The sequence below is a fragment of the Pirellulales bacterium genome (assembly GCA_035533075.1).
Lineage (GTDB): Bacteria > Planctomycetota > Planctomycetia > Pirellulales > JAICIG01 > DASSFG01.
The window spans coordinates 1-24,835 of sequence record DATLUO010000092.1; the positions used below are offsets into that span (position 1 = coordinate 1).

23 protein-coding genes are annotated in these 24,835 nt (G+C 62.7%); 9 read left to right on the top strand and 14 right to left on the bottom strand.

The features are described 5' to 3' along the window. The 4 genes from VNH11_12490 to VNH11_12505 form a co-directional block, all read right to left on the bottom strand. On the bottom strand, positions 1–1,507 hold a 1,507-nt coding region (locus tag VNH11_12490; GenBank protein HVA47178.1), incomplete at its 3' end, for a carboxypeptidase M32. A gap of 11 nt (positions 1,508–1,518) precedes the next feature. Further along, positions 1,519–1,806 (bottom strand): hypothetical protein, encoded by a 288-nt coding sequence (locus VNH11_12495; protein ID HVA47179.1) that lies wholly within the window; start codon positions 1,804–1,806, stop codon positions 1,519–1,521. A gap of 1 nt (position 1,807) precedes the next feature. Next, positions 1,808–2,419, bottom strand: a complete 612-nt coding sequence (locus VNH11_12500) for a superoxide dismutase (GenBank protein ID HVA47180.1) — start codon at positions 2,417–2,419, stop codon at positions 1,808–1,810. Positions 2,420–2,523: 104 nt separating this feature from the next. Beyond that, positions 2,524–3,513: a phosphoglycerate dehydrogenase gene (locus tag VNH11_12505; protein ID HVA47181.1), complete on the bottom strand. Its 990-nt coding sequence runs from the start codon at positions 3,511–3,513 to the stop codon at positions 2,524–2,526. Positions 3,514–3,651: 138 nt separating this feature from the next. On the opposite strand from VNH11_12505, the gene scpB reads away from it, so the two are divergent. Continuing rightward, positions 3,652–4,749 (top strand): SMC-Scp complex subunit ScpB, encoded by a 1,098-nt coding sequence (gene scpB, locus VNH11_12510; protein ID HVA47182.1) that lies wholly within the window; start codon positions 3,652–3,654, stop codon positions 4,747–4,749. A 199-nt stretch (positions 4,750–4,948) separates the two neighbouring features. Next, positions 4,949–5,245, top strand: a complete 297-nt coding sequence (locus VNH11_12515; protein ID HVA47183.1) for a hypothetical protein — start codon at positions 4,949–4,951, stop codon at positions 5,243–5,245. Positions 5,246–5,311: 66 nt separating this feature from the next. Here VNH11_12515 and VNH11_12520 read toward each other — a convergent pair whose 3' ends face one another. Then, complete coding sequence (locus VNH11_12520; protein ID HVA47184.1) at positions 5,312–6,376, bottom strand: Gfo/Idh/MocA family oxidoreductase; 1,065 nt, start codon at positions 6,374–6,376, stop codon at positions 5,312–5,314. Positions 6,377–6,594: 218 nt separating this feature from the next. Between VNH11_12520 and VNH11_12525 the strand changes: the two genes are divergently transcribed. After that, on the top strand, positions 6,595–7,350 hold the full coding sequence (locus tag VNH11_12525; protein HVA47185.1) for a TauD/TfdA family dioxygenase: 756 nt from the start codon (positions 6,595–6,597) through the stop codon (positions 7,348–7,350). Between the two features lie 69 nt (positions 7,351–7,419). Here VNH11_12525 and VNH11_12530 read toward each other — a convergent pair whose 3' ends face one another. Further along, a complete protein-coding gene (locus tag VNH11_12530) occupies positions 7,420–7,908 on the bottom strand; it encodes a hypothetical protein (GenBank protein HVA47186.1) in 489 nt (162 codons plus the stop codon). Between the two features lie 239 nt (positions 7,909–8,147). Here VNH11_12530 and VNH11_12535 point away from each other — a divergent pair, with 239 nt between their 5' ends. Then, the gene (locus VNH11_12535) at positions 8,148–10,190 is read left to right on the top strand and encodes a redoxin domain-containing protein (GenBank protein HVA47187.1); all 2,043 of its coding nucleotides are present in this window, start codon (positions 8,148–8,150) and stop codon (positions 10,188–10,190) included. 228 nt (positions 10,191–10,418) lie between these two features. Here VNH11_12535 and VNH11_12540 read toward each other — a convergent pair whose 3' ends face one another. Both VNH11_12540 and infA read right to left on the bottom strand, forming a co-directional pair. Further along, complete coding sequence (locus VNH11_12540; protein ID HVA47188.1) at positions 10,419–12,110, bottom strand: hypothetical protein; 1,692 nt, start codon at positions 12,108–12,110, stop codon at positions 10,419–10,421. A 257-nt stretch (positions 12,111–12,367) separates the two neighbouring features. Further along, the gene (infA, locus tag VNH11_12545; protein ID HVA47189.1) at positions 12,368–12,589 is read right to left on the bottom strand and encodes a translation initiation factor IF-1; all 222 of its coding nucleotides are present in this window, start codon (positions 12,587–12,589) and stop codon (positions 12,368–12,370) included. A gap of 107 nt (positions 12,590–12,696) precedes the next feature. Between infA and VNH11_12550 the strand changes: the two genes are divergently transcribed. After that, entirely contained in the window at positions 12,697–15,153 is a 2,457-nt protein-coding gene (locus VNH11_12550; protein HVA47190.1) for an alpha/beta fold hydrolase, read from the top strand. Between the two features lie 42 nt (positions 15,154–15,195). On the opposite strand, the gene VNH11_12555 is transcribed toward VNH11_12550, so the two are convergent. The 3 genes from VNH11_12555 to VNH11_12565 all read right to left on the bottom strand — a co-directional run bounded on the left by VNH11_12555 (position 15,196) and on the right by VNH11_12565 (position 18,324). Further along, positions 15,196–15,966, bottom strand: a complete 771-nt coding sequence (locus VNH11_12555) for a Uma2 family endonuclease (protein HVA47191.1) — start codon at positions 15,964–15,966, stop codon at positions 15,196–15,198. A 232-nt stretch (positions 15,967–16,198) separates the two neighbouring features. Then, positions 16,199–16,975, bottom strand: a complete 777-nt coding sequence (locus VNH11_12560) for a Uma2 family endonuclease (GenBank protein HVA47192.1) — start codon at positions 16,973–16,975, stop codon at positions 16,199–16,201. 101 nt (positions 16,976–17,076) lie between these two features. Next, positions 17,077–18,324, bottom strand: a complete 1,248-nt coding sequence (locus tag VNH11_12565; protein ID HVA47193.1) for a hypothetical protein — start codon at positions 18,322–18,324, stop codon at positions 17,077–17,079. Between the two features lie 291 nt (positions 18,325–18,615). Between VNH11_12565 and VNH11_12570 the strand changes: the two genes are divergently transcribed. Next, positions 18,616–18,807, top strand: coding sequence for an MbcA/ParS/Xre antitoxin family protein (locus VNH11_12570; GenBank protein HVA47194.1), 192 nt, complete (start codon positions 18,616–18,618; stop codon positions 18,805–18,807). Then, on the top strand, positions 18,804–19,430 hold the full coding sequence (locus VNH11_12575) for an RES family NAD+ phosphorylase (GenBank protein ID HVA47195.1): 627 nt from the start codon (positions 18,804–18,806) through the stop codon (positions 19,428–19,430). The genes VNH11_12570 and VNH11_12575 overlap by 4 nt, the downstream gene beginning before the upstream one ends. Positions 19,431–19,479: 49 nt before the next feature. Here the strand turns inward: VNH11_12575 and VNH11_12580 are convergent, their stop codons facing one another. From VNH11_12580 to VNH11_12590, 3 genes are all read right to left on the bottom strand, one after another. Further along, positions 19,480–19,821, bottom strand: a complete 342-nt coding sequence (locus VNH11_12580; GenBank protein HVA47196.1) for a hypothetical protein — start codon at positions 19,819–19,821, stop codon at positions 19,480–19,482. Positions 19,822–19,980: 159 nt separating this feature from the next. Next, the gene (locus VNH11_12585) at positions 19,981–20,808 is read right to left on the bottom strand and encodes a DUF4142 domain-containing protein (GenBank protein HVA47197.1); all 828 of its coding nucleotides are present in this window, start codon (positions 20,806–20,808) and stop codon (positions 19,981–19,983) included. A 131-nt stretch (positions 20,809–20,939) separates the two neighbouring features. Beyond that, entirely contained in the window at positions 20,940–22,205 is a 1,266-nt protein-coding gene (locus VNH11_12590; GenBank protein ID HVA47198.1) for a beta-ketoacyl-[acyl-carrier-protein] synthase family protein, read from the bottom strand. Positions 22,206–22,443: 238 nt separating this feature from the next. Here VNH11_12590 and VNH11_12595 point away from each other — a divergent pair, with 238 nt between their 5' ends. Together VNH11_12595 and VNH11_12600 are read left to right on the top strand one after the other, a co-directional pair. After that, positions 22,444–23,565 (top strand): fatty acid desaturase, encoded by a 1,122-nt coding sequence (locus tag VNH11_12595; protein HVA47199.1) that lies wholly within the window; start codon positions 22,444–22,446, stop codon positions 23,563–23,565. A 178-nt stretch (positions 23,566–23,743) separates the two neighbouring features. Beyond that, the gene (locus tag VNH11_12600; protein HVA47200.1) at positions 23,744–24,679 is read left to right on the top strand and encodes a hypothetical protein; all 936 of its coding nucleotides are present in this window, start codon (positions 23,744–23,746) and stop codon (positions 24,677–24,679) included. The last annotated feature ends 156 nt before the right edge of the window (positions 24,680–24,835 follow it).

Genomic DNA, 24,835 nt, shown 5'->3' on the forward strand with positions numbered 1-24,835 from the left:
CGTAAAGCGGCGTCAATTTCGCCCGCAGATGGGCCAGCAGCGGCTCGTGCGACAGAGGCGCGCCGGTCACTAGCTCGACCAACTCGGCCGCGCTGTAACGCTGGCCGTGCAGGTGGATCTTTGACGCCAGCCAATCTCGCAGCGGCTGGAACTCGCCGGCGGCAAACTGCTCCGCCAACCCTCCCAACTCGCGGTCGGCCTGAGCAAAAAACTGCGCGGCATAGAGGTTGCCCAGCGAATACGTGGGAAAATAGCCGAACAGCCCCGCCGACCAATGAATGTCCTGCAAAGCGCCGTCGGCGTCGTTCGGCGGCGACACGCCCAGATACGACGCATATTTTTGCGTCCACGCGCCGGGCAAGTCCGCAACGGTCAGCGAACCGCCCAACAGATCCTGCTCCAACTCGAAGCGGATCAGAATGTGCAGATTGTAGGTCGCTTCGTCCGACTCGATGCGGATCAACGATGGCCGCACGGCGTTGATCGCGAAGTGAAAATCGTCCAACGGCACGTCGCCCAGCGCGTCGGCAAACGTCGCTTGGGCCGCCGGGTAAAAATAGTCCCAGAAGCTGCGGTGCCGGCCGACCAGGTTTTCCCACATCCGCGATTGCGATTCGTGAATGCCCATCGACACCGCCTCGCCGGGCGGAAGTCCGAACAAGCCGGCCGGCAGTCCTTGATCGTAAATGCCGTGCCCGGCCTCGTGCAGCGTGCCGAAAAAAGCGCAACCGAAATTGTGCTCTTCATACCGCGTGGTGATGCGGCAGTCGTGCGGACCCGGCGCGGTGCAGAAAGGATGGGCGGTCACATCCAGCCGTCCCCGCGAGAAATCGAAGCCGATCCGCGCGGCCGCCTCGCGCGAGAACTTCTGCTGGCCTTCCACGGGGTAATGGCGGTGCAGCAGGGCCAAGTCGGGCGAGCGGCGGCTGTCGCGGATCTCGGCCACCAGCGGCACCAACTCTTCGCGCAAAGCGCCGAGCACGCGGGTGAGATTGCTGGTCCGCTCGTCGGGTTCGTAATCGTCGAGCAGCGCGTCGTAAAGCGACTCCTGGTAGCCGATGGCCTGAGCTTGCTCGCGCTTCAGCTCGATCGTCTTTTGCAGCAGCGGAGCGAAGGAGGCAAAGTCGTCGTGTTGCCGCGCGGTTTGCCACACTTGCTGGCCCAGCACGCTGGTGCGGGTCAGTTCTTCCACCAAGCTCTGCGGCAGCTTCGTCTTCTTATCGTATTGCCGCTTCAACTGCCGGATCGTGGTGCCGGTTTCGCTGGTGGGGTCGGCGGCCAGCGGGCTATCGACGAGCTCGGCCAGCCAATCGCCCACGCGGCGATCGGTCTGCCGGCGATGTATGAGGCCGGAGAGCAAGGTCATCTGCTCGGCGCGATAATCGGCCGCGGCCGGCGGCAGCAAGCACCGCTCGTCCCAGCCCAGCAGGGCCTCGATCGACTGCAAGAGCGCCGTCTCGTGGACGAAGTGGCAGAGATTGTCGTAAGTCGCGTGTGGTGATGACATGGCGGCACGCATCAACGGCTCGCATCAGCCGGCAACGTCGAGCTACCTGACACCGAAATCGTCGGACCGATTGGTGGCGGTTGATCCGAAATGCCTTGCAGCCGTGCCAACAGCTCTTCGCGATGACGTACCATCACGCCCATTAGCTCGTCATCGTCGATATAGCCGAGGCCGTGCCCGAAGTAGTTCTCGCCGAGCAGCCCGAGGTGCGACATCAACTGCCCCAGCCGCACGTCGGGCGACCGTTCCCAAAGCTCGGCCAACAACGCAATCGCCGATCGCTGGTTATCGGATGGCATGCTACTTTTTCGCCGCCGCGTACCGTTCCGCCACCGCGGACCAATTCACCACGTTCCACCAAGCGGCCAGATAATCCGCGCGGCGGTTCTGGTACTTCAGGTAATAGGCATGCTCCCAGACGTCGCAGCCGACGATCGGCGTATGGCCGTGCATCAGCGGATTGTCCTGGTTGGGGGTGCTCTCCACCACCAGCTTCTTGTTCTTGTCGAGACTCAGCCAGGCCCAGCCGCTGCCGAAGCGGCCCATGCCGGCTTTGCTGAAGGCGTCTTTGAAAGCGTCGAAGCCGCCCAACTCGCTTTTGATGGCGTCGCCCAGCGGGCCGGTCGGTGTGCCGCCCGCCTTCGGCCCCATGATCGTCCAGAACAGCGAGTGGTTGGCGTGCCCGCCGCCGTTGTTCCGCACCGCCTGACGGATGTTTTCGGGCACCTTGTCGATGTTCGCGCACAGCGACTCGACGCTCTGGCTGCCCAGGTCGGTGTTGGCGATGGCGTTGTTGACGTTCGTCACGTAGGCCGCATGGTGCTTGTCGTGGTGAATCTCCATCGTCTTGGCGTCGATGTGGGGTTCAAGCGCGTCGAAGGCATACGGCAGAGGCGGTACGGTAAAAGCCATGGCATAGGTCTCCTGTCAATGCGTGCTGGCCCCAATTGGCAAATGCTTGCGCCCGCAGCATAGCGGATCGGCGAAAAACTGGGTAGGGGCCTGGTCGCTCGACCCTACCACTTCCAGCCCGGCCGCAGCTCTGCGTTCACGACACAGCCTTCGGGCCAGCGGCCTTGATAAAGATCGGCGATGCATTGGGCCGCCATCGTGCTCATGTCGCGCTGGCTTTCGAAGTCGAGGCCGCCCATGTGCGGCGAGAGGAGCACGTTGTCGAGCTTCAGCAGCGGGCTGTCGAGCGGCAATGGCTCGGTCTTGAACACGTCCAGTCCGGCCGCCATCAGTTTTCCGCCGGCCAAGGCCTCAGCCAAAGCATTTTCATCGACCAGGCCGCCGCGCGACGTATTGATTAGCACAGCACCTTGCTTCATGCGGGCCAACGTGCGGGCGTCGATCAGGTCGGTCGTTTCGGGCGTGCAGGGCAGGTGCAGGCTGACGATGTCGGCATCGGCCAACAACTCGTCGAGCGACATCAGTTTCACACCGTGCAGCCCGGCAAAGGCTTCGTTCGGTTGCGGGTCGTAGGCGATGACTTTCAATCCCAGGCCGATGGCCCGCGGCACCACCGCCTGGCCGATCCGGCCGAGGCCGACCAGGCCGAGAGTGCGGCCCGCCAATCGCGGCAATGCCTGCCGCCGCCAGACACCGCCGCGCACCTCCCGGTCGCGGCCGGGAAAACCTCGGAACACGCCCAGCAGCAGAACCAGCGTGGTTTCGGCGACCGAGTGGTGGTTGGTGCCGGGCACAATCGTCACCAGCGTGCCCGCCCGGCTGGCCGCCGCCACGTCGATGGCGTCGTAACCCACGCCCATTCGCGCAATCACGCGCAGACCCGCTTTTTCCAGCACCTCGCGGTCATAGAGCTCGCTGCCCGCCAAGACGGCGGAAGCGCCTTGAAGCTGCTCCATGAGCAAGCCGGCGTCGGGGACCGATTCGGAGAGCTTGACGCTGGGATAAGCGACCTCAAAACCAGCGGTTTCCAGGACGTTGCGATAGGGACCGGGCTGGTTCTTGATGACGGTGGGAGTGACGAGTACGCGGGGCATGGTCGAAGGCGGCTGGTTGGCGGTCAGTGACGGGCTGGAAGTCCAGGGACCAGTGTCGGATTTTCTTCGGCCGGCTTCAAGCGCTAATGGCGATTTCAGGGCTTGCCAGAACGGCCCGATGGGCTTACGTTGGTCGGCATGTTGTACCGTCCCTCCGGCCCTGCGCGGCAACTGCACAGCGTGGCATTGCGCCACCGCCATCCGCTCGCGCGCGGCGCTGCGCCCGGCGCACGGGGGCGGTTCTGGAGTTCGGCGGGTCAGCCGGGCGAAGCGACTCACCGCCGCCAGGAAAGCCCCTGCCAACGCGACGACCACCTGGCGCGCGTCGAAGCGGTTTTGTTCGTGGCCCACGAGCCGCTGACGACGCGCAAAATTGCCCGCCTGGCCGGCTTGGCGGACGGCACCGAAGCACGTACACTGATTCGCCGGCTGAACCGGTTTTATGATTCGCAGGCCAGCGCCTTTCGGGTCGAGCAGGTGGCGGGCGGCTTTCAGCTTTTGACGAGGCCCAAGTTCGGCGGTTGGTTGCGCCGGCTGCATCCCTCGCCCGTCGAGACGCGGCTCTCGGCGCCGGCGCTGGAGACGCTGGCGGTGGTGGCCTATCGCCAGCCGGTGGTGCGGGCGGAAATCGAATCGATTCGCGGGGTGCAGTGCGGCGAAATGCTGCGACAGTTGATCGAGCGCGATCTGGTCCGCATCGCCGGCCGGTCGCACGAGTTGGGGCGTCCCTTTTTATATGGCACGACCCGACGGTTCCTTCAATGGCTCGGCCTGCAAAGCATCGACGATTTGCCGCGGGCAGAGTTGTTGCGGGCCAAGCCGGCAGGTACGCTAGACAACTCACCAGAGAACACACCCGTCGCGCGGCGGGACAACGAACCAACCCCGAGGAATGATTTGAACGAGGAGTCTGAAGTGAAGACGGAAATGAGCGTGGAGTCTGCCTACGAGGAACCCTGGAAGTTTGCCGCCGAGACGCTGGTGCTGCCGCGCGCCGCGGCCGACGAAAAGGCCGAGGACGTCGACGAAGACGACTTTGGCGATGAAGACGACGACGACGATGAAGACGACGACTTGGATGAAGACGACGATCTCGATGACGACGATCTCGAGGATGACGAGTGGGAGGAAGTCGACGACGACGATGACGACTGGGACGACGAAGACGAAGATGAAGACTGGGACGAGGAAGACGAGGACGACGAAGACGAAGACGAGGACTGGGAAGACGACTAAGAGGCCCGTCGGCCCTGAAAAAGTTCCACGCTCCATTCCGCTTGCCACGTGGCCCGCTTGCGCCGGCGGGGTCGGGAGTACGGTTGAGAATCCGCTGATAGAGCGCGGGCAGCCACGATTGCGGTGTACCGCCGGCCGAGTTATAAAACTCCGGGCTGTCGGCAAAACCGGCCTTGATCTGCTCCGGTCCGCCCGTGGCGTGCCAGATGCCCTTCCAGTACGTCAGCCCGTTCGCGTCCAGCGGCCGCAACAGGTACTGCTCGTAGTACTTGCCCAACACCTTGTCGAGCAGCTCGTCGCTCTCGAAGAAGCCGTAGGCCATGTCGCCCGTGTTGCCGCCGGTGTTGAAATAGACGGCGAAGTTTATGAAATGCGACACCCCGAAAGCGCGATCTTGATGAAGAGCGATCTAATGCTCGTCTATCCCGAAAAAGACAGATGCGTGATTGCGGCAACGGCGCAGGTATCGAAGGTGCAGCCGCCTCAACCCGCATAGCTCTTTCTCCCGTGCGCCATCCCGCACTCGATTTGCCGCAAGACTTCTTTGGGCGGCAGCCCGGAATCAAGTCACAGGCAAATTGCTGGCCCGCAGCACGGTTTCTTGCACGGACAAGTCGTGATCGTAGGAAAAATCGGCCTGTTTCTCGCCGCGAAGAATCGCCGCCATGTCGGACGCGTCGGCCACGTAGCGTTCGTATTTCGCCACGCGGACCTCCTGATAGCCGGCCCGATAGTCGCCGCGGGCCTGGGAAAACGCCACCCGTGCGGCGGGCGGTTCCAGCGGCTGAATATGGAACGTCCCTTCGCTGCCGCAGACCGTCAATTGCCGCCGCGCAAAACCGTCGACTTCCAAAGCGCTGGCCCGCACCGTCGCCGTGGCTTTGGGATATTCAAGCACGGCCAGCATGTTGTCCATCAGTCCATCGTCGAGCCGAGACGTATGGCGCGGAAACGGCGTCACCCGTTCGGGCTTGCCCAGCACCGCGATCACCAAGTCGATCACGTGGCAGCCGAGCTCGAACATCATGCCGCCCGGATAGTTGGCCAGCTCGCGCCGAACGTCGGGCGCGACGACCTTGCTCATGATCGCCGAGACCTCGAAGGGCTCGCCCAGCCAACCACGGGCGAGCAGTTCGCCCAGCAGCACGACGGCCGGATTGTACCGCAGCATATAGCCCATTTGCACAAGCAGCTTTTGTTTGGCGGCAGCCTGCAGGATCCGCCGATACCGCGGCAGCGATTCGCCGGCCGGCTTGTCGAGGTGAACGTGTTTGCCGGCGGCGACGCAGGTTTCGGCGGCCGGCAGCAGGTCGCGGACGCGGGTCTCGACCAGCACCGCTTCGAGGCCCGGCACGTTCAGCAGTTGCTCCGGGGTCATCCAAGGCAACCCCTGAAACGCGGCCTGGTTCGCGGCCCGCAGGCGCAAATCGTCGTCAGGCTCGACGAGGCCCACGACTTCATAGTCGGGCGACCGGCGATAGACGGCGAGTTTGCCGGCGTGGGCATGGCCGACGCCGATCTGGCCGATCTTGATCTTCGTTCTTTTGGTCGGTCCGGCGGCGCGGGCCATGTCGGTCAAGGCGAGCGTCGAACCGGCCAGGAATGTGCGGCGAGAGAAGCTGTGCATAGCTCGTGTTTTCGCGTTCGGAGCTTGATGGCGGCGGCTGGGAGTATCCTATACTTCACGCGGCCGACCACCGCCAATGTCTCATTCTCGGCCGCGTGAAGTATATCGAGGCCATGCCCATCGCGGAAAGCCCGGACCTTCCGCCGGGTAGTGGGCCGCCGCTTGCGATTGCGTCGCGAGAACCTGTCCACTACAATAGGCACAAAAGGTAGAGGGACATGAATTTATTCCCAATCGTTTGGGACAACGGACTCAGCGTCCTCGAAGTGGGGCGGCTCTTGCAAGAAAAAGGCATCGCCCTGATCAAGGCGGCGCCGGGCGACGCGGAAGGCCGTGAGTTGCGCCACATCGTCGGACGTCTGGGGACGGCTGAGGAGCACGACCGACTCGGCCGAGTTGTCTGGGACATCCGCTATGATGCTCTGGCCGCGGCACAAGGGGCGACGGCGTCGCTGACGATGGAGCCGTTGCCGTTTCACACCGACGGCGCCTTCCAAAATCCCTCGCCTCGCTTCTTGGCGCAGTACGTCGTGCGCGAAGACCGCTTCGGGGGCGGCAAAACGCTGCTCGTCGAGGTCGCGTCGGTTCTGCGCCGACTTTCGGCAGATACGCTCGGCATTTTGAGATCGAAACATTTCCGCTTCTATGCTCCCGCCGAATATGCCAACGGCATCCCGCACCACGACGCGCCCATTCTCTTTGGAGACGGGCTGCTGCGCTATCGCCGCGCGATCATCGACGAAGACGCGCACGGGGGTGCCAAAGCGGTCCTGGACGAGCTCGACGCCGCCATCAGCGCCGTCGAGCCGACGGCTCTGCCGTTGCGGTCCGGCGACATTCTGCTGCTGGACAACGCGCGGTTCCTGCACGCCCGCACCGAGTTGCGCGATCCCGAGCGCCACCTGTTGCGGATGCGTTTTTCCCGCCCAACTCGCGGTCCCACGGCCATCGGTGCGGATTCTCCGTCGAATTGAGTCTTCTTGCTGACAGGCATTTTCTTTGCCGCGCGGCATGGATAGACCCGCGGCTCAACCGCACCAGTTTCACCTGGACGTCGGGCCTGATGACGCACGCGTCGAGCCGTCCAACGCCGCCTTGCGCGTACTGTGATACCACAGCAGCCGATAACCATCGCTCGTCACGGTTTCGTCGTTGCACACGGAGAGCCGGTCGAGCACTTCGCCCGCCTCGTCGGCCACGTCGTAGACCCACTGCCAAGCGACGGCGACGCCTTCCCGCAAACGCGAACGGAACGATTCGTCCTCCTTGCGCGTGCGCGGCAACACCGTCGCGAACCGTCCGCCCCGCGCCGCGATGTGGGCCAGATTCTCCTTGCTGGCCAGCTTGCAGTCCGCCACGTAGAGAAAGTCGCGCTTGCCTGTCAACTGGCAGACGCGTTCCCAGGTGTCGATGTGCGTGGTGTCGTCCGTCACGTTGCCGCTGGAGGTGGTGAAAAACACCGGCACGCTGCCGTCTTCGTTGATCGTCAGCGTATGCGGCAATCGCGTCGGGCGATGCCAGTTCGGCGACATCGCGAGGCGTCAGGTCTAATTCCGTGGCGTGCGGCACCAGGTGCTCCCCATGACGTTAAGGCCATATCCGTACTGGCATTAGCCTAACAAACCCGCGGGGGAAGTTCACCTTCCTGCTGTGCGGCATGCTGGTAGCGGCCTATTTCTGAGTTGGGCGAAGCGTTGCCAAGACGGGCAGCCACCCGCTATGATGCTAAGGAAATTTCTGCCCGACCCATCTGTTTTATCGGAGCCGAACGATGCGAGCGCTGGTTGTGTCTTTCTTGGTACTTTTCGCGGCGACGACGGCGAGCTCCGCCGAAAAGCCGGCGTCGCCCGTCGGCAAGCAGATCGAAGACTTCAAGCTGCAAGACTATCTTGGCACGGGGCACCGGCTCGCCGACTTGAAAGACAAGCAGGCGGTCGTCGTCGCGTTCCTCGGCACCGAATGCCCGCTCTGCCTGCATTATGGTCCACGATTGGCGGAGCTGGCCAAGGAATACGAACCCAAGGGCGTGGCGTTTGTCGGCATCGACTCGAATCAGCAAGACTCGCTCGAAGAGATCGCCCATTACGTCCGCGTCCACAAGATCGACTTCACACTGTTGAAAGACCCCGGCAATGCCGTGGCCGACCAGTTCGGCGCGGTGCGTACGCCGGAGGTTTTTCTGCTCGACGGCCAGCGGACCGTGCGTTATTGGGGCCGCATCGACGACCAGTTCGGCGTCGGCTATGCCCGGCCTGCGCCCGAGCATCGCGAGCTGGCCGAGGCGATCGACGCCGTGCTGGCGGGAAAAGAAGTCGCCAGCCCCGTCACGAAGGCGGTCGGCTGTCACGTTGGCCGCGTCCGCCGAAAGCCGCCCACCGGCGACATCACCTACGCCAAGCACGTCGCGCCGATTCTCAACGCCCACTGCGTGCGCTGCCATCGTCAGGGCGAGATCGGCCCCTTCACGCTCACCAAGTATGAAGACGTCGTCGGCTGGACCGAAACGATCCGCGAAGTGATCGCCGAGCGGCGCATGCCTCCCTGGCACGCCAATCCCCAATTCGGCCATTTTCGCAATGACGCCAGTTTGTCGGAAGCCGACCAGAAGCTGATCTTCCAATGGCTCGATAACGGCGCTCCCGAAGGCGATCCGGCCGACCTGCCTCCGCCGCCGGAGTTTGTCGAAGGCTGGCGGATTCCGCGGCCCGATCTCGTGCTGTCGATGCCCAAGCCGTTTACCGTGCCGGCCAAAGGCGTGGTGCAATATCAGCATTTCGTGACCGACGCGAGCTTTGACGAAGACAAGTGGGTCCGGGCGGCGGAAGTGCGGCCGGGCAACCGGGCCGTGGTCCATCATTTGGTGTTGTATTTTGTTCCACCGGGAACCGAGAAGATGCGTGGTGAGGCGGTGATTTTCAATTCGCTGGCCGGCTACGCGCCGGGCATGCCCGCCACGGTCTTGCCGCCCGGCCTCGCCAAGCGAGTTCCCAAAGGCTCGAAGCTCATCATCCAATGCCACTATACGCCCAATGGCAGCGAGCAGACCGACCAGAGCACGGCGGGTATCGTGTTCGCCGACCCGGCCACCGTCAAGCAGCAGTTGAACACGGAAATGTGCCTGAACTTCAAGCTGAACATCCCGCCGGGCGAAAAGAACTACCGGGCCGAGGCCGAGCATCGCTTCGACCAGGACACCTACCTCTATTCGCTGTTGCCGCACATGCACCTGCGCGGCAAGTCGTTCCGCTTCGAAGCCCGTTACCCTGACGGCCGCAACGAAACGCTCGTCGATGTTCCGCGTTACGACTTCAACTGGCAGAACTCATACGTGCTGGCCGAGCGGAAGCGGATGCCCGAAGGGACGGTGATGCACGGCACGGCGATCTTCGACAACTCGGCCGACAATCTGACGAACCCCGACCCGACGGCCACCGTGCGGTGGGGCGATCAGACCTGGGAAGAGATGATGGTCGGCACGTTCGAAACCACCCGTGCCGACCAGGATCTTTCGCTCGGCACGCCTACGGCGAAGCGACTCGATAGCGGCGACTACGAAGTGAGTTTCGCCTATCGCCCGAATGTGGAAGCCCGCGAGGTCTATCTGGCCGGCGAGTTCAATGAGTGGCAGCCGACCGGCCATAAGATGGACGGCCCCGACGCCGAAGGTCGCTACACGACCACGCTCGTCCTCAAGCCCGGCATGCACGAGTACAAGTACGTCATCGACGGCAGCCGCTGGCGCGCCGATCCGGGCAACCCGAACCAGAACGGCCTATACCACAACAGCGTGCTGCGGCTGGGCGAGGGGCGATAGGGCCGCGCAGCGAGGATGCCAACGGCCCGCAGCCAAACAAAGGCGGCGTCGGCCAGAGGCTCTGGCCGACGCCGCTCAAAATAATCACAAAGCCAAAAAGCGACTGCCACATCGAAAACCGGGGCATCGCCGCGGCACAACGTTTTCGGTCGTATCGAGACGATACTCGCCGCGGCTCTGCCCCAGCCACCGAGTTCAGCCGTTACTGCACGACTTACAGGGAAACCGCTACCGCCCGCCGGCGCCACCGGCACGCAGCCCGCTGCCCAAGCTCGTGCCCAACAGCTTGTTGACCCCCTCTTCGGCCTCGATGCGATAGCGGACGCCGTTTTCGATGTTCTCCAACGTGATGCTCACGTGGTCCTTGCCGCCCTTCAGACTCTCCGCCAGCATGGCCGCCATCGGATTGCCGTTCTGCGACGAAACCAACTTCAACACCGGTGCCAACGCCAGCGTAATCCGCATCGGCGCCGGATCTTTTTCCGCGCCCTCGGCCGATTTGTCGATCACCCGCTTGATGGTCGCCGGGCCCTCTTCGCCGACGGCGATGTAAAACGTGTCTTCGCCGAAGGCCATCACGATTCTCACCGGATCGCCCAGGGCCTGCTTCAACTGCTCGGCATTTTCGGCGTCGTCGTCGACCGGCACCGAAAGAGCATGGAAACGGTGCCCCTTGTATTTCTCGACGTTGAACTTCGGCTTCGGCAGCTCGGCGTCTTCGGCCGCCAGGGTGATAAACTCCTTGGCGATTTTCTCCAGTTCGGCGGCATCGGCCACCAGCACGCCCGCCACCAGCGTAAAGGGCTTCTCGCCCACCAGCGCGATGCCCGCGTTCAAGCGGCCTTCTTCCTCGAGCGTTTCTTCCAACACCTCGAACAGGTCGCCGGCCAGTTCCTTGGCCTTGGCCTTCTGCTCATCGTCCAGGTCGTCTTCATCATCGATTTCGGAGAAAAGCTGCGTGCGCAGTCCCTCGAGCATACTCTCGATCTGCTCCTCTTGCTCCTCGCCGTCCGCCACCGGTGTGTTCAGGTGCAGCGAGGCGATGGCATCGGGCAGCAAAAAGCCGGCCATCCGCGAGTCCTCGGCCTCTTCCGACGAGGCGGCAATCTGCTTGGCCGTGTCCGTCCCTTCCAAGGCCGTCACGGCGATGTCGAGATAGGTGCGGCTCTCCTCACGGTCGATATTCAAGCCAACGGTAATCTGGTCGACCTCGTTGATGCCCTTGACCAGCGACTCAGCCTGAGTGCGAGCGATCTTGGCTTTCAATTCGGCCTGCTCGTCGTCGCCCAGGTTTTGCTGCAAGCCGGTCTCCAGGCCCTGCTTGAGGAGGTCGGCGGCCATGTCGCGCAGGGCCTGGGGAATGCTCTGCACATGCACGCTGACGGCCAGATCGTACTGTTTCTCCAGGCCGCGAAACGGCTTGAGCGGATTGCCGGGCGCGTCTTCCAGCACGCTCTTCTGCTGTGCGATATAGGCCCATTTCCCCTTCTGCGTAATGAATAGCGTGTTGGTGCCGCGTTTGATCTTGTAGACATCGTCGCCGGCGTCGTCGGCCTCGCCGATGATGGCCGCCAGGGCGTCGAGCAATTCCTTCAGATCGGTGACGGGCAAGAACGCCAGCAGGGGAAACTGCGAGCCGTCGGGGGTCACGCTGAGCGAGGCGCCCCACGGCCGGCCCTTGTCCAGCCCGGCCAGGCCCTGGTTCTGCGTGAAGAGCATGAGCAACTGCTCCAGGCCCTTGGCCATGTCGGGATTGCCCGACAATGTTCCCAGGTATTCCAAGTCGCGTTTCAACTCGGCATAACCCGAGAACGTGGCGACGACGACGGGTTGGGGCGACGATTCATCCTCAGCCTTGGCGGCCGGCGCGTGGAAGGCCAACAGCGCCAGAGCCAGAAAGGGCAAGAGCAACTTCTTCACGATCATTCTCCTTGACAGGTCTCAACAACAGGTTTGGTTCCAGGCGACCGCGGACATCTCCAGTCCCGCCCGCGGGCTATCGAGCGCCGGGCGGGGCGATTGCGCAGTCCCTACGTTTTATGCCAAACTTGCCGGCAATACCACTGGGCACGCTCCCGCATGTGCGATTCAGACACAAAAGGCTAGGTCGGGAACCGTCGCGGCGCGTGGCCCGACGATTGCAGCACGCCAGAAAAGCGTGAGAATTGGGCAAGAGTTTAGCGTTCGCGGAACGTGATGCGGCCCTTCGAGAGGTCGTAGGGCGACAACTCGACGCGCACCTTGTCGCCGGGAACAATGCGAATGAAGTTTTTGCGCATTTTGCCGGCGACATGGGCGATCACGGTGTGTCCACCCTCGATGGTGACGCGGAACCGGGTGTTCGCCAAGGCTTGCGTCACCACGCCTTCGACTTCCAATGCTTCTTCTTTTTGGGCCATACTAATCCTGTGCGGGACGACGATCGAGCGCGGCCGCGAAAAAGCGGCCGACAAGAACTCATCAGTATTGTAATGATTCGGCGGGCTTTGGTCCAGATAGGCTTGACATGCTCAAGAACGTAACGGATGTCTTTCCCCTCACCGGCATGCAGCAGATGATGCTGGTGCGGACACTTCGCGATCCGCAATCGTCGCTCTTCGTCGAGCGGCTCAGTGCCACGATGGAAGGGCGGCTCGACCTGGCGATCATGCGGCAAGCGTGGCAGCGGGCGGCCGAACTGCACCCGGCCCTGCGGACGGCGATCGTCTGGCAGGGGCTCGACCGGCCGCTGCAAGTCGTGCGCGAACGGGTCGATTTGCCCTTGGTCGAGCACGACGTTCGCGGGCTCTCCGCGACGGAACAGGAACGCCGCCTGACCGAGCGGTCGGCCGCCGCCGCACAGCCGTTCGATCTCGGTTCCGCGCCTTTGGTGCGGCTCGACGTGTTTCGATTGGCCGACGACCGTTACCGGTTCTTCTGCCATGCCCATCATCTGCTGTTCGATGGCTGGAGCCTGGCCATTCTTGTAGGCGAGGTTTTAGAGTTCTACCGCCGCCTCGCGACCGGGCAGCCCGTGACCCTTCGCCCACCGCGGGGATTTCGCGACTACGTAGCCTGGCTGCAAAAGCAGGACGAACGCGCGGCACAGGATTTTTGGCAAAACAAGCTGGCCGGTTTTCGCGCGCCCACGCCCATCGGCTTTCGGCGGGCCACGGCGAGCAATGCAGAGCGCGGGCAGATTTCGCTCGCCGCGCGGCTTGCGCCGCCCGATGCCGCCCAGCTCAAAGACTGGCTCCGGCAGCGGCAACTGACCCTGAGTACGCTGCTGCACGGCGCCTGGGCGATCACGCTGGCCCGGCATAGCGGCCAGCGCGAGGTGGCGTTTGGCACGACGGTGTCGGGCCGTCCGGCCGACCTGCCGGGCGTCGACGTCATGGTCGGGCCGTTCATCAACAACGTCCCCTTGCGGGTCCGCTTCGCCGGCCAGAAGGTGCTCGATTGGCTCAAGCAGGTGCAAAGCGGCCTGGGCGAGTTGACCGGCTTTCAGCACACGCCGCTGGTCGACATCGAACGCTGGAGCGACTTGGACGGTCACGCGCGGCTGTTCGAGAGCCTGGTCGTGCTGGAGAACTACCCGCGCGCCATCGCGGCCCTGGAATCGCTGCCGGACCTGCGCCTCAGCGATTTTCGGGGCACGGCCACGACGACCTATCCGTTGTCGCTGGTGGCGCGGCCCCAAGAGGCTTCGTTCGACCTTTGCTACGATCGCCGACGGTTCTCGCCCGATGAAGCAGAGGTCTTGCTGCGCGAGTTCGAACACCTGGTCGTGCAGCTTCCGGAGCGCGAAGACGAACTGGTGGACAGCCTTCTCGCCGGACCACCGCAGGCCGCGGGAGCGGTTTCGCCCGCTCTCTGGGACGCGACTTCGCTGGCGGAAGCCACGGCGGCGACGGCCGAGCGGGCTTCCGCCGAATACGTCGCGCCGCGCGACGCGGTCGAGCGCACGCTGGCGGCGATGTGGTGCGGCCTGACCGGCCGGGAAAAAGTGGGCGTGCGCGACAACTTCTTTGAGTTGGGCGGCGACTCGTTGATGGCCGTGCGCTTGATGGCCGAGGTCGAACGGGAGTTCGGCCGCAAGCTGCCGCTGGTATGGCTGTTTCAGGATCCGACGATCGAGCGCCTGGCCGACGTGCTGCGTTCGGGCGACCAGCCGGCGATTTGCCTGGTGCCGATTCGGCCGCGCCGCGCCGGCTCACGGCCGCCCTTGTTCTGCGCGCACCCGGCGGGTGGCACGGTGTTTTGCTATCGCGAGCTGGCCCGGCTGCTGCCCGACGATCGGCCGGTTTACGGTTTGCAGGCCCGCGGCATCGACGGCCGCGAGCCGCCTCGTGCCCGGTTGGAGGAGATGGCGGCCGACTACGTGGCCGAGGTCCGCAAGCTTCAGCCCGTCGGTCCCTATTGGCTGCTCGGTTGGTCGCTGGGCGGCTTGATCGCCTTCGAGATGGGCCGTCAGCTTGCCGCGCAGGGACAGCGGGCGGCGCTGGTGGCGATCATCGACGCGGGCATGATCCGGCCGGGCGACACGTTCGACGAACACGACTTCGTACCGATGCTGTTGCAGCTTTTTCCCGAAGACCTGCGGCCCACCGAAGAAGAATTCAAGAACCTCAAGGCCGACGAGCAACTCGACTTTTTCCGCGTGCGGGCCGAGCGGGCCAGGCTGGTGGCTGTGAATGACAGCCCGATCGAAGACCAGCACGTGTTCCAGGTGTTCCAGGCGAACATGAGCGCGCTTTTGGACTATCGTCCCGAGCCGTTTGCCGGCAAGCTGACGCTGTTTCGCGCCCGGCGGGATGCCACGCCGATGCATCGCGAGCAGCTCATGGGTTGGGGGCCGTGGGCCTTGGGCGGCGTCGACGAGCACCGCATCGAGGGCGAGCACGTGAACCTGTTCCGCGAGCCCTACATCAGCCAGTTGGCCCAGGAAATTCGCATGGCGCTGGATGCGGAACCGTCACCGTAACGTGGATCCCGCGCATCCACCCATCCGGCCGCGCTTCGGTCGCTACGCTTTCTTTTTTCTCGGTTTGCGGCCGGCGGTCTTCCTGTGTTCCGCTTTTGCCCATTTGCCGAATGCGTGAACCACGTCCTCGGTTGGTTCGTTGGGCAGCCGGGCGAGAAAGCGGTCAATGTCGTCAGGACTGAGGAATGGATACGAGAGACTCTGGGTGACTTCATGATAATCGCCCTCTCGCAGCGCGAAAAAACGCGTTATCTTGCCGTCATGCTTCCAAATTTCCGGGATTTGCAATGCCGCATAGATTCGCATGCGGCGCTTCGACGGCCGCCGCAAGTCAACTTCGATGACCAGGTCAGGCGGCGGATCGCGTTCTGCGTTGAAGTCGAAACGCCCCCGCATGGCCGGCTCGTTGGCAATGAAATAGGTTTCATCTGGTTCGAGGCCCCGACGCAATGATCGCCGCCGCCTTGTCGCGCTACCGAAGCCCTCCACGCGTATTCCTATCGACCAACTCATTTCCTCGATGAATCGTCCGATCACGTACGAAAGTTTTTCATGTCTATCCGAGGGTGACATCATCTCGAGGAAGCCTCGATCGTAGGTGTGCCGAAGGCGATGATCAGGCAATGCCTTAAGAAGGGCATCGTATTGCTCCCAAGTAACACCGCGCATGCGAGAGGGCAAAGACAGCGTTTCCGTGCGGGGATCGTAGCGCAGCCTCTCCGACCCGAATGCGGCTGCGATCCGATCGTGTGATTTACGCGGCACAAAGTAAATATCCACCCATCGCGTGCCCGCTACCGACGCGTGTCGCATTGCTTCACCTTTTGGCAACGGCAGGAATTGGGTCGTACATCTTGGGCGTTCGGCGTCGTTTTTTAGCGATTGCAATCGGTCGACTTCCAGTCGTCAAAACGATCCCGAGCGTGATCGAGGAACGCCCTGGTCAACGTTTGGAAATGCGGAGGCGATTTGAGCGTATTGGTCTGGCTCGACCATCACGATCTGAATGCGATTTGACAGAATAGCCATTTGAGACGACTCCCACTTAGGGACCTTTCTTCTTCCGCGGTTTTCGGGCGACGAGTTTCCGATGTTCCGCTTTCGCCCATTTTGTGAAGGCGTGAAACACGTCATTGCTTGGTTCGCTGGCGAGCCGAGCGAGAAAGCGGTCCAGATCGGCCGGAGCGACGAACGGAAACGAGAGGCTTTGCTCGACTTCCTCGTATTTACCCTTGGCCCCAAGAGCAAAGAATCGCATCGCCTGACCGTCGTATTTCCAGACCTCCGGGACGCGGAGTGCCGCGTAAATGCGCATGCGTCGGCTCGACGGTCGTCGCAAGTCGACCTCGACGACCAGGTCCGGCGGCGGGTCGCGCCGCGGGTTGTAGTCGAACTTGCCCTGCATCGCTGATGCGTTCGCGATGTAATACGTTTCATCCGGCTCGAGGCCGCTTTCCGCGGACCTCCGCCGATAGGTTGCGGATCCGAAGGGCTCGAATAGGATACCGAGCGAAAGGGCCATCTGCTCGATGAACCCCCCAATGACTCTCTTCAGCTTGTCATGCTTCTGGGATGGCGGCATGATCTCGAGAAACCCTCGGTCGTAGGTATGCCGCAGCCTGTGATCGGGCAGCGCTTTGAGCAAGGTGTCGTACTGCTCCCATGTCACTCCCCGCATGCGCGAGGGCAGGGCGAGGGTTTCCGTATCGGGGTCGTAGCGCAGCCTCTCGGCGCCAAATTCGGATGCTATTCTCTCGCCTGACTTGGGCGGCACGTCGAACAGTTTCATCCAACCCGTGGGGGAGTTCGCTTTTCGCAACATCAAGCACCTCGCGGCCATCGCAAAATGGCTTCTCGCTGTTCATTGGTAAGCACCCGAAACGGTCGAACATGGTGCTTAAGAATCAACTCGAATTGTCCCGACTATCGTCGATAATCGCCCATCTTCGGCAGATTCTTATGCACATCCGGGCCGAAGTAGCGCAGGCTCACCAGCGGCTCGCTGCCGGTGTTCTCGATCTCGACCCCGGCCGTCGCCGCCTCGTACGAGATGAAGACTTCGTCTTCAGTCTCTTCGCCGAAGCGGATCATGGCCGGCGTTTGCAAAGCCAACTTGCCGATGCGGCCGCGGCCCTGCACGGTAATCCAGCCGCTGGCGCAGCCGTCTTTCAAGGTACACTTCGCGCCCGGCTCCAGCGTCAGCTCCTTGGCGCTAAAGAGCTGCTGACCATCGATGGTGCCGTAGACGATCCAGCGGTCGGTAGCACCGTTCGCCGAAGCGCTCCGGTCGACGATCGGTTCCAGGTAGTTGTGTTCTTTGAAGTGCGTGTCGACGTTCTTTTCCCAGTCGAGCTGGTCGATGATGAAGTCGAGGTCGCGGTGTTTCTCCTTGGGCACGTCTTTCACCAATAGCGACCAGGGCACTTCGCGGCCTTCGACCAGCGACTGGAACATGCCGAACACGTCGGATCCCCATTGCGGCTCGTAGGTGCAAAGCGAGCCGGGAGCGTGCAGCACTCCGGGCGGAATCAGCCAGCCGGTGCCCCGCTTCAGCCGGTAGGCCCGTGACAGGTCGAGAATGCCGTTGTCGCCCTGGTCCCAGTCTTCCAGGCACTTGCGCACCTGCTGGCGCGTGGTGCCCGGCTCGAGGCCCATGAAGGTGTAGGCGAAGTTGTTATCGACGTTGTTCAACTGCGGCGGGAAGTAATAGCTTTCGGGCTTGCCCTCTTGCCCGGTGAGCTTGGCGTGCCGGAAGCTCTGGTGCATGTGGTGGGGGATCGGCCCCATGTTGTCGAAGAACTTGGAGTAGACCGGCCAGCGCTTGTATTTGTCGAACATGGGCTGGCCGATCAGCCGGCCGCCGGCTTCGGCCACGGCGTCGCGGAGCGTGAAGCGCTGGCCTTCGAAGGCGACGTAGCTGAGTCCCTCGTCGGGCGTGCGGTTCTCGTTGGCCGCTTCGGTGGCGCTGGCGAACCAGCGTTCGTCGATGCCGCCGCGGTGCGCGCCGTAGGCGTACCAATCGCTGGGCGCCAGCTTGATCCGCTTGCCGGGGTGCAGAAAGCTGCGCGGCACCCAGGTGGGCGTGAGCCGCAACAGCCCTTGGCCGGCGTCGATGGCCCGGTCCAACAGCTTGCCGATGTTGTCTTTGCCGACGATCTTCGAGGTAACCATAAAGAAAATGAACTCCGCTTTCGGGCGCGCGAGGAAACAGATGGCGGCAACGGGGCCGCTCGAATTGTTTTATTCGTTGGGAGAGCGACTGGCAAGCGGCGGCCGAGAGCCGTTCACGCCGGAATTGGTCTGTAGGGAGCGGCCTCCGTGGCGTTCCGCCGATCGAGAGCGGGATCATGACATGTGCAGCCAACGAGCCATTTGGCATATAATGGGGCGATAAACTGCCTCGATGCCCGTATGGGCCACCGACTCGTTTTCCATTTCACCGGTTTTCCGAGGGATAAGCCCATGGACGTTGATTCAGACGAAAAGTGCGAGATTGGTTGTCTTGTCCGCGATATCGTCGACGATCCGGCCAAATGGATGGATACGCCGAACGATCAGCTTGGCGGCCGCAAACCCCATGAGTTCGTCGGCACCCCCCAGGAACGCCTGCTCAGAGAACTGTTGAGGTCCATTAAGCATGGAATGCCCACATGAAGCTGGCGAGCTGTGCCTCCCTTGTTCTTGGACCCACGACGGGCACGTGGTACCGCGCCGTCCAGCCCAAGCATTGGCCGACCTCACTCACCACGGCACACACGAAGACAATCCCAAGCCGCTTCGGTGCCGGAACCACGGCGCATCCCGGGTTCGAGATTCTTTATCTCGCGGAAGACCAGCAAGTCGCGCTCTTCGAGGTGCAAGCTCTGCTTGGTTCACCGCTGCCCGGAGCAGCTTACGCTCCGAATCCGGCGCAGACGTGGGTCATCGTCAACGTTAGCGTCGCCCTCTCGAAGGTGGCCGATCTTTGCCACGTGCCCGAGCGAAAGAAAATCCAGACCAGTGTTCAGGAATTGACGGGCGATTGGCGCGGTTATGGGCTTCGCAGCCCGAACGCCAGGCTGGCGGCTCCCTATTGGAGCAACGTGCCAACCCAAAAGCTGGGCGCCGAGCTCTATAATGTCCGCGACCTTGAGGCTTTCGTGACGTATTCTGCGAAGGTTCCAACTCGCAGAAACCTCGTTGTCTTTCCACAAAAGCTGCTGCCGGGCAGCCGACTGACTCTTCGCTTCTTCAACCCGCACACTCTCGCGACGCACACCGAGAGAATTGGACCGTGATCCTTGCGGCCGCGCCTTTCAGTGGGACCGCGGAAGAGAGGGCGGCGGCTCAGACCTCTTTAAGCAACTCGTCAATCACACTATCGCCACTTCTGGCCGACAGCCTTGCGTGATCGTAAAGGTCGGTCATCCAATCGACGTCGTCCTCTTGCGGCACAAATTCCTCGACAATCTTGCCCTGTTTGTTCAAGAGAGTCGCCTCAAGGTAGCGGACCGATGAGACAGGCGCGTCGTCGGGCATCGGGCGTTCTTTGCGCGCGATAAGCACCGCCCCGTTGTGAAATTCGGCCAGGAAGGTGTCTTCGTCAGCCGTTTCTTTCCAACTTATCTCTCCGCCAAGCGTCTGCCGCAGCACACGATGCAGAAACTCGGTCAGCTTATTCGTCGCCATTCGATTGCTCCATCAACTCCGCATGGTACTGCTGGAATCGCATATTATGCAAGCGTTTCCGTGCCTGCCTGCTTGGCGTGCCTGGACGCCAAGCAAAACGGGCCCTCGCCGCGCGTGCGACGAAGGCCCGTTGCTTTCACCCCTCGCTGACGACAAACGCTACGAGCGGTCCTTCGAGTCGCCCGAGTCGCTGCCTTCCTTCTCGAGCTGCTTCATGAGTTCTTTGGCACGGTCCAGGTGTTCTTGCGCAATGTGCTCGCTCTCCTCGATCACTTGATCGAGTTGCGGCGAGGCGTACCGGCTGAATACCTTCAGGCTGGTGAGCATCTCGTGGTGCATGCCCAACTGCATGCCGATGTAGCACTTGTCGAACTCCTCGCCCTCTTTTTCTTCCAGCTCGTGCTGGGCGGAAGCCACGCACTGCTGACCAAGCTGCTGCTTCAGCCGGATGATGTTCAAACCGCCGGCGGGTTGAAGGCCACGATTGGCCGCGTAGTCTTGTGGTCCTGGCCTGCCCATCCCGGTAAATCGCTGCAATTGCTCGACGGTCCGAGCGTGGTCGTCGATCAGTTGCTTGGCGAAGTCCTTAACCTCGTCGCTGGAAGCCCGTTCTTCCGCCAACCGGGCCAACTGAATTTCACCGCGGTCATCGACGAGCAGCCAATTGGCAACCTGCTGATCGGTGAGACTGGCGCCCTGCCGTTGGTCCACGGCGCCCTGTGTGTAACTGCGATTGGCCATCCGCGGCTGCCCTTGTTGATACGGTCCCTGCTGATACGGTCCTTGCTGATACGCTCCCTGCCGATACTGCTCTTGCTGATACGGTCCCTGCTGATACTGTTGGTACTGCGGCTGGGCATATTGGTTTTGATACGCCGGCTCATAGGTTTGTGAGTAACGACGGCTGCGGCGGAGTTGGGCCGAAGCCACCGAACAGGCCGAAATGAGCACGCTTGCCGCGGCAATGCTGACGATCCACTTGCGCATGGAGAAACCCTCCCTTTCCTTGGAACAAGAAGCCACGTACACCTCGCAACGCACTTCGCCGCTGAGGCGGACAAAATACCGTGGAGCAGGGGTGCGAGCACAAGATGTGCCGGCAGGCGCCGAAATGCGGGCTAAGGAGCCGAAATCACCATCGCTACCGCCTGCCCCATCACCGAATGGTTGAGCAGCAGGGCCGTCGGCTTGCAACCGGTCAGCGGACGACCGGCCACGACGTGGACCGGGCAGGCCGGATCCGGTCGTTCGTAGTTCAGCGTGACAGGGACGCGACCGTTTACCAGGGCCAACACACTGGCCACCGCCTCGACCGCTCCCGTGCCCGACGAGAGGTTGCCGAAATAGCTCTTTGGGGCGGTGACGGGCACGTCGCCCAGTTCCGCGCGGATCGCTTGGGCCTCCGCGCGGTCGTCGCCGACGGTGCTCAGGCCGTGCGCGTTCACATGGCCGATGTCGCTCGGCCGTAAACCGGCCGATCGAAGTGCGGCCACGATCGAGCGTCGCGTGGCGCCGCCCTCCGGCGGGCGACCATCAATCCGGCGCTCGTGCGATGTGCCGTAACCGACAATACGGGCGAACATCTTCGCACCGCGTGCCGCCGCGTGTTCGCGACGCTCCAGGACCAGTGCCGCGGCCCCTTCGCCGTTCACAAAACCATCGCGCGAGGAATCGAAGGGCCGCGAAAGCCTTTCCGGCTCACCGCGGCGCCGCGTCACTTCTTGCAGCTTGCTGCGCACCCACAGCACAGGGTGGATTCGCGAAGCCGTTCCCCCGCCGATCATCACATCGGCGTCGCCACGCTCGATCACCCGCACCGCTTCTCCCAGTGCCATCAGACTCGATGCCTCGGCGAGCGAATGGGAGTTGTTCGGTCCGCGGGCATCATGGGCGATGGCGATGTGGCAGGCCGGCATGTTCGGCAGGTATTTCAGCATCCAGAGGGGGTAGATTTCTTCCATGGCGGCCTTGCCCCACAGCCGGAAGTCGAAGCGGCCATCGACCATCGAGCGACGGTAGGCGTTGGCAATGTCCTCCGGCTCGCAATGGATCATGTCGGCCCCGAACACCACGCCGAGCCGCTCCGGATCGACGCCTTGCGGAGCCAGCGCAGCCTCGGAAACGGCCAAACTGGCCGCCACCACCCCCATTTGGATGTCTCGCGACATGACTTTCAGGCTTTTACGGGGTTTGACGAACTCCTTGGCGTCAAAATCAACCACCTCGGCCCCGAAGTCGGGTCCGATGCCGCTGGTGTCAAATGCCGAAATGCGGCGTACGCCGGAGACCTGGCCCTCCAGTGAATTCCAGAATGCGGCCGTGCCGATGCCGATAGGGCTCACGACCCCAAGCCCGGTAATCACGACGTCGGGGACCGGCGACATTTTGGCCTGAGAAAAGAGCAAACTACGGGAGGAGAGGTCACCGACCGGTTGCTAAGAAATTCGTTGTCTCCGAAGTCCTTGCGCACGATTTATGCTAGCCCACCGGCCGAATCGCCACAAGCGCAATCATCGAGGCTTGCCCAGAACGCTAATATTATCCAGGACTCCCAATTTAGCCGAAGCCGGGCCGAATGCTCAATCAAACGGCCTTTTTTACCATCAGGTTTGACATCTCGATATGCCCCAACGGGTTTATTGCAACAGCGACGCCAACTTTTCGATTCGTGAAGCGCGATCGATCGTGCGCGATTTGTTCGAGCCGAATCCCGCCATATACTGGGGCGACTTTCTCTCGAGCCTGGCACTGGGCGCCGCATGTTTCTTTGCCTCGCGGCGGGTCACGCCTTATTCGCCCGGACAGGTTTTGCTCGCGCTGGCGGCCTGCTTGGCCTATTATCGCGCGGCGTTGTTCATTCACGAGTTGACGCACCTGCGGAAAGAATCGTTTGTGGCGTTCCGCGTTGCTTGGAACGTGCTCTGCGGCATTCCGTTTTTTATGCCCTCATTTCTCTACTACACGCACTTGGCCCATCACGCGCGCCAGCATTATGGAACGCCCGATGACGGCGAATACCTGCCGTTGGGCATCCGCCCCCGCGGCGAAACCCTGAAGTACCTTTTGCAGCCGCTCGTAATTCCTGTGCTGGCAGTGCTGCGGTTTGTGCTGTTCACGCCGTTGACCTGGGTCAGTCCGCGGCTGAGGCGTTTCGTGCAGCAGCGGGCATCCAGCATGGTAATGGATCCGAGCTATGTGCGTCCGCTGCCGAAGCCGGTTGAGCTGCGCATTTGGCGTCTCCAAGAGGCGGGCTGTTTTCTGTATGGCCTGGCAGCGGCGATCTTGTTCGCAGGTGGCTGGTTGCCGGTCAGCCTGCTCGCGCACGCCTATGTGACCGCGGTGGTCGTGCTGCTGTTGAATCACGTCCGCACGCTGGGAGCGCACCGCTTTCGCCATCAGGGCGAGCCATTGACGTTTGTCGAGCAACTGCTCGATTCCGTCAACTATCCGCGCTGGCCTTTGACCAGCGAGCTGTGGGCGCCGGTGGGCCTGCGGTTCCATGCGCTGCACCACCTGTTTCCCTCGCTTCCTTATCACGCCTTGCCCGAAGCGCATCGCCGGCTGATGCGGCAACTCCCCGGCGAGTCGCCCTATCGACGAACCGAAAGTCGCGGCCTGTGGGCCAGCCTGCGCGAGCTATGGCAGGCCGCGGGCAGCTCTTCCCCAGAAGCCGTATCGCCCCACGGCGGTGGCACGCGCACCGGCCGCGCTGCCGGCGGGGCCACGATGTCGGGCGCCGCATAAGGTTAAGAGGCGATCCGAACACTTCCGTGGGGCGGCCTTCCCAGGCCGTCGCATGCCACGGCGGATGAACCGCGGCGGGTGCGAAACTTTTTGGCCGCCGGAGGGTTATATTCACTGCGGTGACCGATCGCTGGTTCTCGCCGCTTCCGCTCCCTTCCCTCTCAAGGATTCCTCAAACATGCTCTATCGACGCCTCTCCTTTGTCGCCCTGCTGTTGGCGGGGTCCGCCGTCCAAGCCGAAGAAAGCGCCAAGCCCGACGCCAACCAGTCCGCACTCTTCAAGCAGATCGATGCCAACGGCGACAACCAGATCAGCGAAGACGAAGTGCCGCAAGACAAACGGCGGTTGTTCGCCCGCCTGTTGCGCCGCGGCGATGCCAATGCCGACGGCAAGTTGAGCCAGGAAGAGTTTACCAAGGCGATCGCCGACGAGCGTCCTCAAGCGCCGGCTGCGGGGCCGGGCGGCGACGGCGGAGATCGGTTTCGGCAGTTCCTGGAAGCCGACCCGGCTGAAGCCTTCAAGCGGCTCGATGCGAATGGAGACGGCAAAATCGAGTTGAGCGAGGTGCCGGAACAAGGGCAGGGACGGCTGGCACAGTTCCTGGAATACTACGATGCCAACCGCGACAAGGCGCTGAGCCTCGACGAATTCCGCAAGGGTCACGAGATACTGCGTGCGCAGGCGGGAATCGGCCAGCCGCCGCGGCCCGCAATGCCCGGCGGGCTGCTGAAGGTTCTGGATACCAATGGCGACGGCGCTCTGTCGAAGGAAGAGATCGCTGCCGCCGCCGATTCGCTCCGCAAACTCGATCGCGACAGCGATGGTTCGCTCAGCCCGCGCGAATTGCAGGCGGTGCTGCCGCGTCCGCCAGGGCAATCGGCTCCGGCTCCATCCGGTGAAAAGCGGCCCGATGGGAATCCGCGTCCGGAAGCGGCCAGGTTATTGGAGCGGCTCCGTTCGATGGATGCCAATGGCGACGGCAAGTGGAGCGAGAGCGAGCTGCCGCCTTTCTTACGGCCGCGGTTCAGCAAGATCGACGCCAACGGCGATGGGCTGGTCGACGGCGACGAGTTGAAGCAGGCGCTGGCCTCGTTGCGGCAACCGCAGCAGTAGCCGCCATCGTAGCGTAAGCGTCCTCGCTTGCGCCGCAGCCCCGTTGCGGCCGCCGGAGCAACTGCCAAAAAAGCTCGCATCGGCAGCAGCGATTTGATTCATGCCGGTGTCATGCGCGCAACGTTGAGCGATACCGCACGTCAAGCATGACGAGTC

What these genes read in the sequence shown, in the direction of transcription:
- VNH11_12575 (HVA47195.1), top strand. Translation starts at nt 18,804, where the DNA reads ATGAAGCTGGCGAGCTGTGCCTCCCTTGTTCTTGGACCCACGACGGGC.
- VNH11_12590 (HVA47198.1), bottom strand. Translation starts at nt 22,205, where the DNA reads ATGTCGCCGGTCCCCGACGTCGTGATTACCGGGCTTGGGGTCGTGAGC.
- VNH11_12585 (HVA47197.1), bottom strand. Translation starts at nt 20,808, where the DNA reads ATGCGCAAGTGGATCGTCAGCATTGCCGCGGCAAGCGTGCTCATTTCG.
- VNH11_12500 (HVA47180.1), bottom strand. Translation starts at nt 2,419, where the DNA reads ATGGCTTTTACCGTACCGCCTCTGCCGTATGCCTTCGACGCGCTTGAA.
- VNH11_12520 (HVA47184.1), bottom strand. Translation starts at nt 6,376, where the DNA reads ATGCACAGCTTCTCTCGCCGCACATTCCTGGCCGGTTCGACGCTCGCC.
- infA (HVA47189.1), bottom strand. Translation starts at nt 12,589, where the DNA reads ATGGCCCAAAAAGAAGAAGCATTGGAAGTCGAAGGCGTGGTGACGCAA.
- VNH11_12555 (HVA47191.1), bottom strand. Translation starts at nt 15,966, where the DNA reads ATGCGACACGCGTCGGTAGCGGGCACGCGATGGGTGGATATTTACTTT.
- VNH11_12535 (HVA47187.1), top strand. Translation starts at nt 8,148, where the DNA reads ATGCGAGCGCTGGTTGTGTCTTTCTTGGTACTTTTCGCGGCGACGACG.
- VNH11_12600 (HVA47200.1), top strand. Translation starts at nt 23,744, where the DNA reads ATGCTCTATCGACGCCTCTCCTTTGTCGCCCTGCTGTTGGCGGGGTCC.
- VNH11_12505 (HVA47181.1), bottom strand. Translation starts at nt 3,513, where the DNA reads ATGCCCCGCGTACTCGTCACTCCCACCGTCATCAAGAACCAGCCCGGT.
- VNH11_12565 (HVA47193.1), bottom strand. Translation starts at nt 18,324, where the DNA reads ATGGTTACCTCGAAGATCGTCGGCAAAGACAACATCGGCAAGCTGTTG.
- scpB (HVA47182.1), top strand. Translation starts at nt 3,652, where the DNA reads ATGTTGTACCGTCCCTCCGGCCCTGCGCGGCAACTGCACAGCGTGGCA.
- VNH11_12595 (HVA47199.1), top strand. Translation starts at nt 22,444, where the DNA reads ATGCCCCAACGGGTTTATTGCAACAGCGACGCCAACTTTTCGATTCGT.
- VNH11_12525 (HVA47185.1), top strand. Translation starts at nt 6,595, where the DNA reads ATGAATTTATTCCCAATCGTTTGGGACAACGGACTCAGCGTCCTCGAA.
- VNH11_12580 (HVA47196.1), bottom strand. Translation starts at nt 19,821, where the DNA reads ATGGCGACGAATAAGCTGACCGAGTTTCTGCATCGTGTGCTGCGGCAG.
- VNH11_12550 (HVA47190.1), top strand. Translation starts at nt 12,697, where the DNA reads ATGCTCAAGAACGTAACGGATGTCTTTCCCCTCACCGGCATGCAGCAG.
- VNH11_12495 (HVA47179.1), bottom strand. Translation starts at nt 1,806, where the DNA reads ATGCCATCCGATAACCAGCGATCGGCGATTGCGTTGTTGGCCGAGCTT.
- VNH11_12570 (HVA47194.1), top strand. Translation starts at nt 18,616, where the DNA reads ATGGACGTTGATTCAGACGAAAAGTGCGAGATTGGTTGTCTTGTCCGC.
- VNH11_12530 (HVA47186.1), bottom strand. Translation starts at nt 7,908, where the DNA reads ATGTCGCCGAACTGGCATCGCCCGACGCGATTGCCGCATACGCTGACG.
- VNH11_12560 (HVA47192.1), bottom strand. Translation starts at nt 16,975, where the DNA reads ATGTTGCGAAAAGCGAACTCCCCCACGGGTTGGATGAAACTGTTCGAC.